18 protein-coding genes are annotated in these 14,718 nt (G+C 44.1%); 5 read left to right on the top strand and 13 right to left on the bottom strand.

Going from position 1 to position 14,718, the window contains the following annotated elements:
- Positions 1–33 precede the first annotated feature (33 nt).
- From M3593_RS17890 to M3593_RS17870, 5 genes are all read left to right on the top strand, one after another.
- Entirely contained in the window at positions 34–531 is a 498-nt protein-coding gene (locus M3593_RS17890; protein WP_251543350.1) for a DUF2269 family protein, read from the top strand.
- Positions 532–595: 64 nt separating this feature from the next.
- Positions 596–964 (top strand): PH domain-containing protein, encoded by a 369-nt coding sequence (locus M3593_RS17885; RefSeq protein ID WP_144475347.1) that lies wholly within the window; start codon positions 596–598, stop codon positions 962–964.
- 340 nt (positions 965–1,304) lie between these two features.
- Positions 1,305–1,520 (top strand): DUF1659 domain-containing protein, encoded by a 216-nt coding sequence (locus tag M3593_RS17880; protein ID WP_144475348.1) that lies wholly within the window; start codon positions 1,305–1,307, stop codon positions 1,518–1,520.
- A gap of 36 nt (positions 1,521–1,556) precedes the next feature.
- Positions 1,557–1,775, top strand: coding sequence for a DUF2922 domain-containing protein (locus tag M3593_RS17875; RefSeq protein ID WP_144475349.1), 219 nt, complete (start codon positions 1,557–1,559; stop codon positions 1,773–1,775).
- Between the two features lie 70 nt (positions 1,776–1,845).
- On the top strand, positions 1,846–2,046 hold the full coding sequence (locus tag M3593_RS17870; RefSeq protein WP_144475350.1) for a YvrJ family protein: 201 nt from the start codon (positions 1,846–1,848) through the stop codon (positions 2,044–2,046).
- Positions 2,047–2,170: 124 nt separating this feature from the next.
- Here the strand turns inward: M3593_RS17870 and M3593_RS17865 are convergent, their stop codons facing one another.
- The 13 genes from M3593_RS17865 to M3593_RS17805 form a co-directional block, all read right to left on the bottom strand.
- On the bottom strand, positions 2,171–2,785 hold the full coding sequence (locus tag M3593_RS17865; RefSeq protein ID WP_251543352.1) for a LysE/ArgO family amino acid transporter: 615 nt from the start codon (positions 2,783–2,785) through the stop codon (positions 2,171–2,173).
- A 312-nt stretch (positions 2,786–3,097) separates the two neighbouring features.
- Positions 3,098–3,958: an AraC family transcriptional regulator gene (locus M3593_RS17860; protein WP_251543354.1), complete on the bottom strand. Its 861-nt coding sequence runs from the start codon at positions 3,956–3,958 to the stop codon at positions 3,098–3,100.
- Between the two features lie 251 nt (positions 3,959–4,209).
- Entirely contained in the window at positions 4,210–4,938 is a 729-nt protein-coding gene (locus tag M3593_RS17855; protein ID WP_144475353.1) for a YwaF family protein, read from the bottom strand.
- Between the two features lie 212 nt (positions 4,939–5,150).
- On the bottom strand, positions 5,151–5,453 hold the full coding sequence (locus M3593_RS17850; RefSeq protein WP_251543356.1) for a hypothetical protein: 303 nt from the start codon (positions 5,451–5,453) through the stop codon (positions 5,151–5,153).
- 59 nt (positions 5,454–5,512) lie between these two features.
- Positions 5,513–7,126: a hypothetical protein gene (locus tag M3593_RS17845; RefSeq protein ID WP_251543358.1), complete on the bottom strand. Its 1,614-nt coding sequence runs from the start codon at positions 7,124–7,126 to the stop codon at positions 5,513–5,515.
- A gap of 2 nt (positions 7,127–7,128) precedes the next feature.
- Positions 7,129–7,908 carry an ABC transporter ATP-binding protein gene (locus M3593_RS17840; RefSeq protein ID WP_251543360.1) on the bottom strand — a complete coding sequence of 260 codons (780 nt, stop codon included), beginning with the start codon at positions 7,906–7,908 and terminating at the stop codon, positions 7,129–7,131.
- A 149-nt stretch (positions 7,909–8,057) separates the two neighbouring features.
- Positions 8,058–8,483, bottom strand: a complete 426-nt coding sequence (locus M3593_RS17835) for a PepSY domain-containing protein (RefSeq protein ID WP_251543362.1) — start codon at positions 8,481–8,483, stop codon at positions 8,058–8,060.
- Between the two features lie 60 nt (positions 8,484–8,543).
- Entirely contained in the window at positions 8,544–9,278 is a 735-nt protein-coding gene (locus M3593_RS17830; RefSeq protein WP_251543363.1) for a sulfite exporter TauE/SafE family protein, read from the bottom strand.
- Between the two features lie 936 nt (positions 9,279–10,214).
- Positions 10,215–11,192 carry an aldo/keto reductase gene (locus M3593_RS17825; RefSeq protein ID WP_251543365.1) on the bottom strand — a complete coding sequence of 326 codons (978 nt, stop codon included), beginning with the start codon at positions 11,190–11,192 and terminating at the stop codon, positions 10,215–10,217.
- A gap of 110 nt (positions 11,193–11,302) precedes the next feature.
- Positions 11,303–11,569, bottom strand: a complete 267-nt coding sequence (locus M3593_RS17820) for a hypothetical protein (RefSeq protein WP_251543367.1) — start codon at positions 11,567–11,569, stop codon at positions 11,303–11,305.
- A 25-nt stretch (positions 11,570–11,594) separates the two neighbouring features.
- Complete coding sequence (locus M3593_RS17815) at positions 11,595–12,134, bottom strand: GNAT family N-acetyltransferase (RefSeq protein ID WP_251543369.1); 540 nt, start codon at positions 12,132–12,134, stop codon at positions 11,595–11,597.
- 344 nt (positions 12,135–12,478) lie between these two features.
- On the bottom strand, positions 12,479–13,804 hold the full coding sequence (locus tag M3593_RS17810) for a hemolysin family protein (protein ID WP_251543371.1): 1,326 nt from the start codon (positions 13,802–13,804) through the stop codon (positions 12,479–12,481).
- Between the two features lie 154 nt (positions 13,805–13,958).
- On the bottom strand, positions 13,959–14,714 hold the full coding sequence (locus tag M3593_RS17805; protein ID WP_483308928.1) for a TerC family protein: 756 nt from the start codon (positions 14,712–14,714) through the stop codon (positions 13,959–13,961).
- Positions 14,715–14,718: the final 4 nt, after the last annotated feature.

Raw genomic sequence — 14,718 nt, 5'->3', positions numbered from 1 at the left:
AAAGCAGCATAAAGTGACCTGGAGGTATAGGACATGAAAAAAATAGGGCCTAAGGGCTTAAGATGGTTAAAAATTTTGCACGTCTTTCTGGTGGTGTTATTCTTTGGAGGGATTTTGAGCTCCGTAGCGTTAAACCTCCATATTGATTTCACTCAATATGACGAAGCCTACCTTGGCTACAAAAATATCATCACGATCAGTGACCAGATTGTCAGATGGGGAGCGATCGGAACCCTTCTGGTCGGCTTCATATATGGCTTCTTCACCAATTGGGGATTTTTCAAGCATAGATGGGTTGGCGTGAAATTCGTACTGTATATCATTCAAACAATTGTCGGGATCTTTGTAGTGGACGCGCTGATGGTCGAAAATATGGAGTTACTCGAGACACAAAAAGAAGCAGCATTAAGCAATCCCATCTTCATTCAAAATCACGAAACAAGGCAAATTGCAGTCTATTTTCAAGTTGCCGTCACCATTTTCATCTTTATCATTTCCTTTTTAAGACCCTGGAAAAAGAAAAAGATTTAGCAGGTATTCCCATTAAAATACAGAATTAAAGAAAGGAAGATACTTATTTCAGGAGGTTATCGTAATGGTCGCAACTCAAGCAATCCTAGCATGGACATTCATCTCGGAATGCCCAATCCCAAACGATGTGGATGAACTTTTAGTGGAAGGGGAGACAGCAGTCGCCGCCTATAAAACCATCCGCGACAGCGCAATTTTCACCAACAAGCGATTGATCGTCAGGGACGCTCAGGGACTTACCGGCAAAAAAGTCGAAATCTACTCCCTTCCTTACTCTTCCATCAACATGTGGTCCACCGAAAACGCCGGCAGCCTGTTTGATGTGAACGCCGAAGTGGAACTATGGACCAGGGCAGGCCATATCAAGGTCAACCTGAAAAAAGGCGTCGACATCCGGAAATTCGATAAGCTGATTGCCGAGGCACTTCTGTAATATGAGATGAGAAAGCATTCCTTGTTTATGAACAGGAGTGCTTTTTTTTGCCTGAATAATAAAATCTTCTTTTTTATTTCCTCAGGAAAATCCTATTGAGCCTTCTATCGGAAACTTTTTCCTTCTTCGCCTTTCGGTTTGTCCGATACAGCCCTTCTATCGGACACTTTCTCCTTCTTCCCCTCCCGGTTTGTCCGATACAGCGCTTCTATCGGACACTTTTCCCTTCTTCTCCTTTCGGTTTGTCCGATAGCAATCTACTAGATTCCTGAAAAAATTTTCCCGCCCTGTCCTTTTCCCCTCCCCGCCTGTATATAGAAGGTGAAAGGAGGTGAGTAAGATGGCAATGGCGATGTTGAAGGATTCGAATATGAGGCTTGTGTTCGAGGCTGGTCTTGATGAAAAGGGCGAACCGATCTTCAAGGGCAAGACGTACCGCTATGTGAGAAAGGAAGCGACTCCTGATCAGGTTCAGCAAGCAGCTGTGGCTCTTGGCGGCCTGAGTGCAAACTTGTTAAGCTCTGTGGAGCGTAACGACAGTTTCGATATCATCTAATCTGGCATTCTATCAATCTAATAGGAGGTGAAATACATGGCTAAAACTCTTGAGTTGCAATTCGCTACTGATCTTGGCAAATTCGCCAAGCTGACGGTTGATAACCCTACAGAGCCTGTCGATCCAGCGGCAGTCAAGCTGGCAATGGAGCAGATCATCGCTTCCAACGCGTTCCTGCTAACGAATGGCACCCTTGTCGCCGTTGACAGTGCTCGTATCATCGAACGCAATGTAACAGACTATGAACTGATCTAATAAAGCTTGAGCCGGTCTACTAACTGAGACCGGCTCTTTTTATAACAACTAAAGAAAGGAGGAATCGCAAATGGAGCAGCTGATTCCGTTCATCAGCGACGTGGGGTTCCCGATTGTCGTGACACTCTACTTGCTTCACCGGATTGAAGCCAAGTTAGATACCGTCGTCCAATCAATCCAGAGCTTGCCGGCGAGATTGCAGGAAAGGCCTGACCCTGAGACGATGTATCCAGTCAAAGTCAACCAGGATCCAATTCGCGAAATAAACTGACCCATCGGCCATCTTTCAAAGATCCGTTTAGGTTGCATCTTTAAAAAATAATGAATGGCGTGCAAACTGACATCAGTTTGGCACGCCATTTTTGTGATTTTTTCATTTTTTAGTTTCACTTGTTTTATTGATTAAAAGACAAAAAAAGATACCCTGCCGCTGCCCACATGACCAAAGCTGAGATCTTATTCAGAATCAGCAAGACTTTTCCGGACTTATCAATTTTACCAGTGATCCTCCCAATATAGGAAATCGCAAAAAACCAAATCCATGAAACCAAAATTGCTGTAACCGTAAATATTATTTTTTCTTCCCCCTCGTATCTGATGGAGCTTGTTCCAATTACCCCAACAGTGTCCATAATGGCATGTGGATTCAATAACGAAACAGAAGCTGCAAATAATATTTGTTTCTTAATAGAAAATTCCTTTGCAATTGAACCTTTTTCATTATTTGGTTTACTGTTCCAAGTGGTCCATCCCATATAGACTAAAAAAATTATTCCTCCGCCGACTAAAATAACTTTAAACCAAAATGAACCCAGAATGAGCAAGGATACTCCTAAAACAGATACCGAAATTAACAGGGTATCGCATAAAGCAGCTGTTATCACAGCTGGAAGTACATTCCTATATCTTGGCTGTAATGCCCCTTGATTAAAGATAAATACATTTTGAACACCAAGCGGCAAGATTAATCCAAATGCAAGTATAAGTCCATGAATAAATGCTTCTAACATCAAAAGCTCTCCCATTTGTTTCATATTATTAATCTTATTTTATTTTGAAACTGTTCCTATGTCTTCAACCAATCAGAGGAAGCCAATCCAACAAAGCTTAAGAAAAAGGATTATTTTTCACCGAAAATGCCCGAAAAGTTGACTTCCTGCCTGTCATTTATATGATGCTTAGAAAGCTAATTATTCCCCTTTGAAAAATACGCTGGCACAATAGGAAAATGGCGTGGGTAATACCCTCGCCATTTGCTATGCCCCCTCGGACTTAACGGTTTCTTTTCATTTAATCAAACGTTTGATTAATAATCAAAAAAACTATTTTACCGGTATCCAGACCTCTGAATAGTAATCGTGATCAGCTGAGTTTCCTGCTGTATACACCTCTAGCTCCGGGGTGCCGGCATGCTGGTATCCGCTCGATGGGAACCATTCTGTAAAGATTTGCTTCCATACGTTTTGCATGGCGTCCGGCATTGGCCCGTGGACTTCGAAGATCGCCCACTTGGAAGCAGGAATCTCCATTTTCAAATAGCCATCAGGTGTTTCTCCATCATATGCCGCAGCGACCCAATAATCCATCTGCTTTACCTGTATTTTGCTTTGGTCTACACAGACACCAAGAAGACCTTTTACATGCTCGTTGTTTTTACTCAACAAGAAATCGCAGGTTCCATCCTGGTTTGCTTTCTCCCACATTTTTGGAATGCCAGCGAGATTTTCCCCATTTTCATAGGAAAATCCCTGTTTGATTCCAATCACTTCAAAACCTTCCTGTTCCACCACTCTGTACTGCATCGGTTCCGCTCCCTTCAGACTCACCTGGATTCCCAGGCGGCTATATGATTTCAGCTTCCCAGTGTACTTTCTCGCTTCACTTGGCGAAATGCCATGCTGCCTGCGAAAAGCCTTCGTAAATGCTTCGGGAGTGTCATAGCCATATTTCAGCGCAAGGTCAATAATCCTGGCATCGCTGCTGCACAGTTCACCTGCTGCCAGCGTCAGTCGTCTGCGCCGCAAGTACTCACCGACAGATATATCTGTCAAAAGGGCAAACGTACGCTGAAAATGGAATGGAGATGAATTGGCCTGTCTGGCAATCTCCTCCACCGTTATTTCCTCGAGCAGATGCTCCTCCATATAGTCAATCGCCCTTTGCAAAGCTTCAATCCACGCCATACAACTCACTCCCTTAAAAACATCCTATCAAGTTTCCATTCAGCAATCCGGTCCATTTGTGCTCACTTATGTCAGTAATTTTCTATAAAAAAGTGCTGTTTCCCTTCCATTCTAAAAACTTTTATTAAGAAGGATAACTTGAACATTGTCTTCATAAAAAAAGACAGATCTTGTATGATCCGTCTCACTTGGCACAATTCTTTAACTTTTTCAGATGTTAACGAGAACTGCATTCTCCACTGCTGCTGACTCTACTTATGGAACATGCCAACCAATTGCTTGCGATTCTCCCTTTTGATCAGCTGCCACATCGGGATATACGAGAAGCTGAACACAATCAGCGCGGCCACTTCTAGATTCAGGTAGTACATAATACCGCTTCCGAAAAAGGAAAGGATCGTTTTCGATTCAGTTGGACTCGCCAGGTAGAAGAAATTCGTGTCAAACAGGAAGTTGAAAGTGAAGATGGGAACGGCAACGATATTCACAACAAGATAAGAGAATAGAATGGCTTTGCGGGGGACTCTGTAGCCTTCATATACGATGAAATACAATACGGCAATCGGGATGGCCGAGTGATTGAGGAAATACTCGATAAAATCAATATGAGGAAATGTATAAACCATTTCAGGCGTCACCATCGCCAGAATCGCTGGCAGGGAGCCGATAAAATAGAGCACATAAAATGCTTTTACATTCTTCCTCAAAAAGATATACATCGCCAAGAAGGAACTCATCGAACACAGTTGCAGAGGAAGATCACTGATTTCCCACTGGCCAGTCAGGATCAGCCAGGATTGATGTGTTAACTGGCATGCCACCAGCGTCCAGAAAATGGTCCATTTCAAAACATTTTTATGCGGCCTGATCTGCCTTCTGAACAGCACCAGTCCAAGACAGACAGCAAAGAACAGTCCCAGAGTAACCAGATGCTCAGCAGAAAACAACTCAAACCCCTGCATCCCCGTAACGGAAAACATGATGTCATCACCTCGCTGTATTTTAAAAGTCGGTTAACTATAAATATATGCGCGGGATGATTTTTTGAGCACAGGAGTAGAAAATATGGGTGTAGCATGCGACATAGGGACGGTTCCAGCATCTCAAGTTTGCGCACAGTATATCAGGTGCTCTATATGTATAAAAATAAAGCACAGGATACGTCCCTGTGCTTTATTGCCAGTTTGAACTATCAGTAATCATACACATTCAGAATCAATATATAGAACGGGTAAGCGGTCAAGCCTGTTATCACCATAAGACCAGTAACGGGGTTGGGGGCATCTCCGCCATAAGTTAACGGAAATAAAAAGGCGAATAGATAAATAAAAAGAACAAAATACGGTACCCAAAGGAAAACTGTCCACAGTTTTGCTTTTCTTCCGCTCAGCCATCTTTTCGTTAAATGAGAAATCAGGAATGTGTCAGCTATAATTTCAACTATGAATGTTACACCAGTCAAAATATTGACCGTACCGATTACCCAATTTGTCATTTAATGAAATACTTCATTGTTACCCCACCCACGGGAATTTTCCCTTGCTTAAACAAGCATTACCTCAATCTCTTCCACAACACCAAATTGGCAATCAGCAGCAATACCGCATACCCAACAACCCCAAAAGGCAGCTTCATTGCTAAATAGTGCAATCCTGTAAATACCGGGATGATGAGGAACAGGAGGAATATCCCAATATCTCCGCTCTGTTTTACGGCGTCAAACGGCTGGGAAAAGGCTAGTTCCTTTTCGCTTGTGAAAAAGCATAGCACTGTATAGATCAAGGCAGCCAATAGTACCGCAAATAGGTCGTCTGCAATCCTCAGCCCGAACAGGAAACTGAATATGACCGACACGAACAGGAACAAGGGCAGGAACAGCTGGAACAAAAATGCTTTTAATGCTGCTTTATTAACATTCGCAGGATTTTCCACAGGAGCGACCTGATAGATCCAGCCTCCTTTATAGGAGCCAGAATGCGCGAGCATCATGACGGAAGTCGGGATGACAAGCATGACGGAATAGATGGTCAAATAATAGCCGCTCTCCCTGAATTCCTCGAAAGTCATCATCGAATAGCTGTTGAACATGAACACGAACGGAATCACCACTGCAAACCCGAGCGAAGGATAGACCTTCAGCTTGAAATCGCGCTCATTTTTCATCATGATTCTGGCGAACCGGAAAAATGGCAGTTCCTCTTTGGAGACCAGCATCGGCATGGAACGGAACAGCTTCCATTTGCTGTCTGCCTTTTTCTTTCCAGTCTGGGCCGTAAGTTTTTGCAAATTGCGTTCGAAGTCCGGAATCATTTTCACATACACAGAGATGGACACAACGGGGCCAAGCACTGCAAAAATCATCAGCACAACGTTCCCGAAACTCCTGCTGGCCCCAAGCAATACTTCGAATAGGCCGCCGAACCACATCGGCGGAAGCAGCAGCTGCCACCAGGCAAAATTAAGCTGATAATCGAGGTTCACCAGTTCAAATGAACGCGCCACAACCTGATAGCCAATCATGACGCCAACCGACAGGGCAATTTGGACGTAATTGATGATATCCTTAAGCTTTTCCCCGTCAAAATATTGCAAAATGAACAAGTACAGCAAAGCCGTAAACGCAATGATGAAGATGTCCGCCAGCACAAATGAAACGACCAGCAGCAAGGTGAACATCGGCCCCTTGACGAACAGGCTCACAACCAAAGGAATCAGCGCGGTTGCCATGGTAATATACAGCATGTAAATACTCACATGCAGCAGTTTTGCCATGCTCACCGTCTTCGAGTGCACCGGTTTCGTGCCGAGCACACTTTTATCCCGCAGATCCAGCAGGACCGATGAAAAATCTGAAATCAGTGTCGTCATAATAATGAACATGAAAATGCTGAACAAGATGGACGCTTGAAACAGATAATTATCTTGTAAAAATAAAAACGGGATCAGCATCAGCCCAAACAAGCCATAGATCCACAGCGATTTGAAGAATTCGTTCTTCTCTGGCCTATCCTTCTTCTTCCTGGACTGGTTAAACACCGTCGGCTTCCTGCGCTGGTCCATCGTCAGCTTGACCTGGAGAATCCGCCGCATCGTCTTGTAGTCAACGTCCATTTTTAAAAAGAAAGGCCTGAACAAATCCAGCATCCTTAAAATGAAAAAGTTCTCCATCGTCACCCCTCCCTGACAATGGATACAAATTCAGAGGCGCGCTCCTCATGCTCATGGAACCCGGTCATCTGGTTGAAAATATTCTCAAGCGACCCCTCTTTGCTCTGAGTCTTCAACTCTTCAAAACTGCCATTCGCGACGATATGCCCCCCGTGGAGCAGGACAATCCTGTTGCTGATCTTCTCGACGACATCCATGATATGAGACGAATAGAAGATTGTCTTTCCTTCAGCAGCAAACCGGGCAAGAATCTCCTTGAACACCATCACACTGTTCGCATCCAGCCCTGTCAAAGGCTCATCCAGGAACAGCAAGTCAGGATTATGTAAAAAACTCGATACAATCAGCGTCTTCTGCCGCATCCCTTTCGAAAAAGAAGAGATCCTCGAATGGTAGACATCACCCAGTCCGAACACATCAAACAGCTGCTCCGCTTTCCAGTCCGCATCTTCATAATCCATCCCATACAGCTCGGCAACAAACGTCAAATATTCCTGGGCCGTAAGCGAATCATACATTTCTGAGGTCTCAGGAATATAGCCGATTCTCCGTTTGTAGCCAGCATCCTGCCCGGCGATATCCTCCCCAAAAATCTCGATTTTGCCCGAATACCCTTCCTCAAGCCCAAGCATCAGCTTCACCGTCGTACTTTTTCCAGCACCATTCGGCCCAATGTATCCAATGATTTCCCCTCTATCAACCTTCAAATCTATGCCTTTAAGCACTTCTTTGCTTCCATATGATTTAGTCAAACCGGTAATCGATAATATTTCAGAAGACATGACTTTCCCCCTCATCCATAAATGGTTTAAAATACCATATTTATATCTTAACATAGATGCAGAAGGAGGATGCTTTTGTCATTCACATCTCTAAAAGTCTGGGAGCTGATTTAAACAGAAAAGGTTGCAGATAATACTTCGCCACAACTCTAATTCAAAATAATCACTTTCCCCTTGTCCGGGTTTACCATGACTCTTAAGTCCGTATCCTTAGATTTAACCTTGAAAGAATAAAAATGTGTGAGGGCGAATGGATGATATCCGGTTCCTTTAACGGGGACGATCGGTATCTTTTCATCTATAATTTCATATTTCTTCAGGACGATTTCCTTTGCCTGTTGGTAGGTGAATTTCGGGAGTGAAAAATAAAGGATTGAAAAGAATAGCAGAATAAATAACCAGTATGGCAGCCTTCTTTTTTGCTTCGTGTCTTTTCTAAAATAGAGAGCATGTGCCACCAAAAGGCCGATTGGCAAAGTGGACGGCCAGACGCCTTTATATATTGTCTGGTCAATAATGGTGATCGCCATAAAGGAAAAAACCAAAATGACCCACCCCAGCTGTGCTTTTATCATATCAATTCCTCCAGGCAGGCTATAAATATTCAGTTAAATTTTACCAGAAATCCAGAGTTCTCACACCACTTTTTCCAAAAAGATTTGAACGACCAGCGCCACTGTCATCACCCGCAGTATTGGTTTTACATAGCGGGGGTTGAGCTTGCTGGCAATCCTGACACCAATCTGCGCTCCTGACACTGAACCTAGCATCAAGGCGATGGTCACTGGCCAGATCACCGCTCCTGTTGAAATATAGGTAATGGCTGCACCCAGGCAGCTTGAAAACGTAGCAAGCCGGACATATCCGACTGCCCGGATATAGGCGATGTTCAAATAGCCAAACAAATACAGCATCAGCGTTCCCTGTCCCGGTCCAAAAAGCCCATCATAAATCCCAATCGCATATAACCCCGCGATGCTTTTTCCTGAAGGCTTCAGTGGCTGATCCCCTGACATGTCCCCTTTTCCCAAAAAAGAGGCAAAGAAGGCAAAAATCAGCAAGCCAATTGCCACGACATACATATCTTCACTTGAGATTTTCGATGCAATGAATCCGCCGGTGACACCGCCGCCAAGGCTGACTGGAATGAGCCAGAAGGACTCCTTGAAAGTGATTTTCTTTTCCCTGTATAGATGGAAGAAGCTTGAGAAGGAGCTGATCGTATTCGAAACCTTATTCGCAGCAATCGCCGAATGCACCGGGATTCCCAAAACAAGCATAGAAGGCAAACTGATCAGGCCTCCTCCACCCGCCAGAGTTCCAATCGTAGTCGCTAAAATGCCAATAAAAAAGAGAATGATATAATCCATAATTTTACACCTCCTAACTTTATTATATTTCTGTTTTCGTAATAAGAATATTCATTGTTTTCAATGATTAATGATAAGTAATAGTTATCAATAAAGCATAATATGATGCATCGAGACTAAGGAATCACTTGTCAGTCAGAACCTCTTCCGTTTTTAGGACATAAACGGAGCACAGTTATACTTCCCTGTGCTTTTTTTTGAATAAAGGTACCCTTATGTTTAATTTACCCCTCTCATAAGGGTGTCTCTCTTGGCTAAAGGTACCCTTATGCTGCTCTTTTCTTTCCCATTAGGGTGTCTTTCTTGGCTAAAGGTACCCTTATGCTGCTTTTCTCTCTTTCATAAGGGTGTCTTTCTTGCCTAAAAGTACCCTTATGTTGCTCTTTTCCCTCTCATAAGGGTGTCTCTCTTGACTAAAGGTACCCTTATGTCGCTCTTTTCTCTCTCATAAGGGTGTCTCTCTTGGCTAAAGGTACCCTTATGTTGCTCTTTTCTCTCTCATAAGGGTGTCTCTCTTGACTAAAGGTACCCTTATGTTGCTCTTTTCTCTCTCATAAGGGTGTCTTTCTTGACTAAAGGTACCCTTATGCTGCTCTTTTCTCTCTCATAAGGGTATCTTTCTTGACTAAAGGTACCCTTATGCTGCTTTTCTCTCTTTCATAAGGGTGTCTTTCTTGACTAAAGATACCCTTATGTTGCTCTTTTCTCTTTCATAAGGGGGTCTTTCTTGACTAAAGATACCCTTATACTGCTCTTCTCTCTCTCATAAGGGTGTCTTTCTTGACTAAAGGTACCCTTATGCTGCTCTTCTCTCTCCCATAAGGGTGTCTCTCTTGACTAAAGGTACCCTTATGTTTGCTCTTTTCTCTCTCATAAGGGTGTCTTTCCCCAACAAAAACAGGGACAGCATAATGCCCGTCCCTGTTAGTCTATTGATTATGGCAATTTCACGCCGCGTGAGCTCACATACAATGAATACCATTCATCGCGGCTGAGGTTGATGTTGACTGCGTCTCCGCATGCTTTGATCCGCGCTGGATTCACGGTGCCGATGACAGGCTGGATGGCGGCAGGGTGTCTCATCAGCCAGGCGAGCACGATTGCTTCTGGCGTCGTTTGCTTCTCTTCCGCTAGCTTTTGAACAATCGCCGCGGTCTGCTTGACACTTTCGCTTTCATTTTTAATATTTTTGCCTGTATAGAGGCCCTTCGCAAGAGAACCCCATGATTGGATCTGAATCCCCTCCATTTGCAGGAACTCGAGGGTCCCGTCTGGGAAGGTGTTCTGGCGCGCAGCCTCCTGGTTCACATGGACGCCGGTATCAAGCCAGCCTATTTTATGCAGGCTCATTTCCAGCTGGTTGACGATGATTTTTTCATCGGTATGCCGCTGCAGCAAACGGATTTGGCCAGCGCTCATATTGGAAACACCGAATGAACGCACCTTGCCTGAAGCTTTTAGCTGATGAAAGGCTTCCCCTACCTCGGCCGGCTCCATCAAAGGATCAGGACGGTGCAGCAACAGGATGTCCAGGTAGTCGATGCCAAGCCTTGAAAGGATGCCATCCACGCTGTCAAGTATGTAGGATTTTGAAAAATCGTACCTGCCGGGCAGACCTGATTCCTGGTCACCAAAACGAATGCCGCATTTCGACTGGATGATGATTTCCTCGCGAAGACCGGGCTTTTCTTTTAAAACCTGTCCAAAAACCTTCTCTGCTTTACCCAACGTATAAATATCTGCATGGTCAAACATATTGATTCCTGACTCTAACGCAGCTTCCACTGCTTCATGTGCCTGTTTCACATGCCCCGGCTCGATCGGACTGCGATCCCAGCCTCCGCCAAGACCCATGCAGCCAAAAACAAGCTGTGAAGCATTCCATCCATTTTCATTGATAGGCAGCTTTCTCATTTCTTTGTACCTCCTTTAAAACTCTTTGCAGGACATTTTACCATACTAAAGGGCAAGACCCTAAACCGGAAGGCTGAAACACAAAAAAGAAGCACAGAATAATCCATGCTTCAGCTTTCCTTTCGTTTCATCAGTTTGTACGTTATTAAGGCAGTCAACACAATACCAAATCCCAGGATGACTCCTCCTCCAACCAAGAAGGAATTGATATAACTTTCCACAATGATGTGATAATAATCGGTATCGGCCCCGCCACGGTCAGCCAGCCAGGAGTCAGCCATTGATATGCCAAATGAAGCGCTATAAAAAGTCAAAATCCCTCCTGCCAAAATACATAAAGCACCAATGATCACAAAGATTTGCAATTTTTCATTCATCCCCGTCTCACTCCCTTCAAAAAATTCATTTGATGATTCCGTAACAGACAAGGTCTTCAAATTGATCCTCTTTCTTCACCTGTTGAAGTAAAATCCCCTCTTGCTTCATGCCCAACTTTTGCATGACTTTTCCGGAAGCCGGGTTCGACTGAAAATAGCGAGCATACACCTTGTGATAGCCCTTTACCTCAAACGCAAAATCGACCATGGCCCTGGCTGCCTCCGTCGCATATCCTTTCCCCCAGTATTCTTCTCCGATCCAGTAGGCGATTTCACCATTACTGTACTTCTGGATATTAGACAAGGCCACTGCTCCATATAACTCGCCGCTTTCCCTGTCTGTTACAGCAAACTCATATAATCGATCGGCATCAAAATGCTCCTGATGTGTTGCCATCCACCCCAAAGCATCCTCGATCGAGTAGGGATAAGGCAGGTTCAGCGTGCTTTTATAAAGATTATAATTATTGCAAAGCCTGGCGACAGCGGGTGCATCCGACTCATGAAATAACCTTAGCAAAAGTCGATTAGTCGTAATTGTCCTGTTTGTTGCATCAAAAATCACGGGAATTCCTCCATTCATGTAAAAAAGAACCTTCTTCCGCATTAATTAGGAAAAGAATTCAACAAAAACCCGTCATTCTCCTTTTCACATTGAGTGGTTTCCTGGTTATTCCGCGAGTTTAGTTACTAATTCCGCGAAACCAACTGTCAATTCCGCGAAAATCTACATGAATTCCGCGAATTCACACCGGAATTCCGCGAACTGTATATGCCTGGCTGAATTAAGAGAAATCCTTTTTCATTCTACTAAAGCAACGTAAACAGAAAAAGCACAGGAGACAAAATCCCCTGTGCTTGCTGTTCAAATATCTAGGACACCGGCCAAATCAGGCAGCAGATCCACTACTATTCTAATATTCCGGCAGAATCTTTTATACGTACATTAACCCGGGCAATCCTTCTGTCATCCATTTCGGCAACAGAAAACACAATATCCTTATATTCCACCTCTGGCCGTTCATCATGTCCCGGAATATATCCAAGCTGGCCGAGTACAAATCCGCTTAAGGTATCATAGTCTTCACTAGGAAGTTCTACCTTTAAAACTTCCTCCACCTCATACAGATTGAGGGTGCCATCCATTGAATATTGGTTGGTATCAACCTGTTCGATCTCAGCGATATCAAGTTCCGGTTCATCATACTCATCGAAAATATTGCCTACGATTTCCTCAATCAGGTCTTCAATTGTCACTATTCCATCGGTCCCGCCATATTCATCAATGGCAATCGTCATATGAATATTGCTCTTCTGCATAACCTTGAACAACTGATCAAGCCGCATCGATTCCAGGACAAAGCTTGGTTCACGGAGCATGCTTCTCAAATCAAACTCTTCCTGGTCCGCACATTCTATGAACGGAATTAAATCCTTTGTATGAAGGATACCGATGATATGATCGATGTCCCCCTCATAAACAGGCATCCTTGTGTATTTTTCCAGGTTGACGATCTTGACCGTCTCCTTTAGGCTGGTGTCAGCTGAAAGCGCGACAATATTGGTCCGGTGAGTCATGATGTCGGACACCGTCTTATTATCAAATTCGAAAATATTGTTGATCATTATTTTTTCTGAATCCTGTATCGTTCCTTTTTCCCTTCCGACATCCACCATCATCCGGATTTCTTCCTCTGTCACATTCTCTTCTTCTGCATTGGGATCGACCCCAAACAGCCTGACAATCCCATTAGTGGAGAGTGTCAGCAACTTTACGAAGGGTGACGATACCTTGGATAAGAATGTCAAAGGTGCAGCAGCAAACATGGCAATCGGTTCTGCTTTTTGAAGCGCAAGCCGCTTTGGAACCAATTCTCCCAACACGAGGGTAAAATACGACAACACCAGCGTAATTGTAATGACAGAAACCAATTCAAGCATGCTTTGAGAAAGCGGTACTCCCCATTCGTTCAATAATGCAGCCATTCTTCCCGCAAAGCTTTCGGCTGCGAATGCACTCGCCAGGAAACCTGCCAGCGTGATGCCAATCTGGATGGTCGCCAAAAATCGGCTTGGTTCTGACGTCAGATTATCCAGCATTTTCGCCTTTTTATCTCCGCTTTCTGCCATCAGTTTGATTTTATTATCATTTAAAGATATTAACGCGATCTCTGATGCCGCAAAAAATGCATTCAGGACAATCAGGATCAATAACACGACTATCTCGGTTCCCAAAAGGGATCGACCTCCAAATTTATCTTTTTCATGATTGTATCACAAAGATTGAAATAACAGGGCATTCGGAGCATTTCAGCTAAACTGCCTTCAACCAATAAATAGATGCTCATCTATATCCTTTGCATTGACATTTTAAAATCCCCTGCCATATTTAGACAACCTGCTTTTCCGACTTTTCCTTAGTCAAGAACCAGCCAGCTGCCGCAATGCCAACAAGGACAGTATAGAAGAACAGCTTCCACTCAACTGAATGGGCGAAATCGTAGGAAAGGACTCCGATTTCAGGATGCCCCAGCGTCAATACAGTCAGTTTGACTCCTACCCAGCCAACAATCGCAAATGCGGCGATTTCAAGACCTGGCCTTGACTGGAGCAGTTTCACAAACAGATTTGCAGCGAAACGCATGATGATCAAGCCGATCAATCCTCCGGCAAAGACGACCAGGAACTTGCCGCCATCCATTCCGCCAATTTCCGGCAGGCTGGTGTTCGGCAGAGTCATAGCCAGTGCTACAGCCGCAAGGATTGAGTCAACCGCAAAGGCAATATCCGCCAGCTCGACCTTAAAAACAGTCGCCCAGAAACCGGATTTCTTTTTTTCCTCAACTTCGTGATCCTCTTCCACTTTCTTAAAATAAAGCTTCCTTACGATATGATTGATCGCGATGAATAACAAGTATAGCGCCCCGATTGCCTGCACCTGCCACACATCGACCAGGAAAGAAATGATGAACAATGAAGCAAAACGGAATACAAACGCTCCTGCCAGACCATAGAATAATGCCTTTTTCCGCTCCTCTTCAGGAAGATGCTTTACCATGATCGCCAATACTAATGCATTATCAGCTGCCAGCAAACCTTCCAGAGCGACTAACAGCAGCAATACCCATCCATACTCAAATAACATTGTC

Source organism: Mesobacillus sp. MER 48, from assembly GCF_023714225.1.
Taxonomy (GTDB): Bacteria; Bacillota; Bacilli; order Bacillales; family Cytobacillaceae; genus Mesobacillus; species Mesobacillus oceanisediminis_A.
The sequence above is the reverse complement of the archived record's forward strand: the minus strand, read 5'-3'. Positions and strand labels throughout refer to the sequence as shown.

Excerpts from the sequence above, each read along its gene's own strand:
- M3593_RS17825 (WP_251543365.1), bottom strand. The coding sequence starts at position 11,192 with ATGAGAAAGCTGCCTATCAATGAAAATGGATGGAATGCTTCACAGCTT.
- M3593_RS17830 (WP_251543363.1), bottom strand. The coding sequence starts at position 9,278 with ATGGATTATATCATTCTCTTTTTTATTGGCATTTTAGCGACTACGATT.
- M3593_RS17850 (WP_251543356.1), bottom strand. The coding sequence starts at position 5,453 with ATGACAAATTGGGTAATCGGTACGGTCAATATTTTGACTGGTGTAACA.
- M3593_RS17860 (WP_251543354.1), bottom strand. The coding sequence starts at position 3,958 with ATGGCGTGGATTGAAGCTTTGCAAAGGGCGATTGACTATATGGAGGAG.
- M3593_RS17880 (WP_144475348.1), top strand. The coding sequence starts at position 1,305 with ATGGCAATGGCGATGTTGAAGGATTCGAATATGAGGCTTGTGTTCGAG.
- M3593_RS17885 (WP_144475347.1), top strand. The coding sequence starts at position 596 with ATGGTCGCAACTCAAGCAATCCTAGCATGGACATTCATCTCGGAATGC.
- M3593_RS17870 (WP_144475350.1), top strand. The coding sequence starts at position 1,846 with ATGGAGCAGCTGATTCCGTTCATCAGCGACGTGGGGTTCCCGATTGTC.
- M3593_RS17845 (WP_251543358.1), bottom strand. The coding sequence starts at position 7,126 with ATGGAGAACTTTTTCATTTTAAGGATGCTGGATTTGTTCAGGCCTTTC.
- M3593_RS17835 (WP_251543362.1), bottom strand. The coding sequence starts at position 8,483 with ATGATAAAAGCACAGCTGGGGTGGGTCATTTTGGTTTTTTCCTTTATG.
- M3593_RS17805 (WP_483308928.1), bottom strand. The coding sequence starts at position 14,714 with ATGTTATTTGAGTATGGATGGGTATTGCTGCTGTTAGTCGCTCTGGAA.
- M3593_RS17820 (WP_251543367.1), bottom strand. The coding sequence starts at position 11,569 with ATGAATGAAAAATTGCAAATCTTTGTGATCATTGGTGCTTTATGTATT.
- M3593_RS17855 (WP_144475353.1), bottom strand. The coding sequence starts at position 4,938 with ATGTTTTCCGTTACGGGGATGCAGGGGTTTGAGTTGTTTTCTGCTGAG.
- M3593_RS17865 (WP_251543352.1), bottom strand. The coding sequence starts at position 2,785 with ATGTTAGAAGCATTTATTCATGGACTTATACTTGCATTTGGATTAATC.
- M3593_RS17840 (WP_251543360.1), bottom strand. The coding sequence starts at position 7,908 with ATGTCTTCTGAAATATTATCGATTACCGGTTTGACTAAATCATATGGA.
- M3593_RS17890 (WP_251543350.1), top strand. The coding sequence starts at position 34 with ATGAAAAAAATAGGGCCTAAGGGCTTAAGATGGTTAAAAATTTTGCAC.
- M3593_RS17875 (WP_144475349.1), top strand. The coding sequence starts at position 1,557 with ATGGCTAAAACTCTTGAGTTGCAATTCGCTACTGATCTTGGCAAATTC.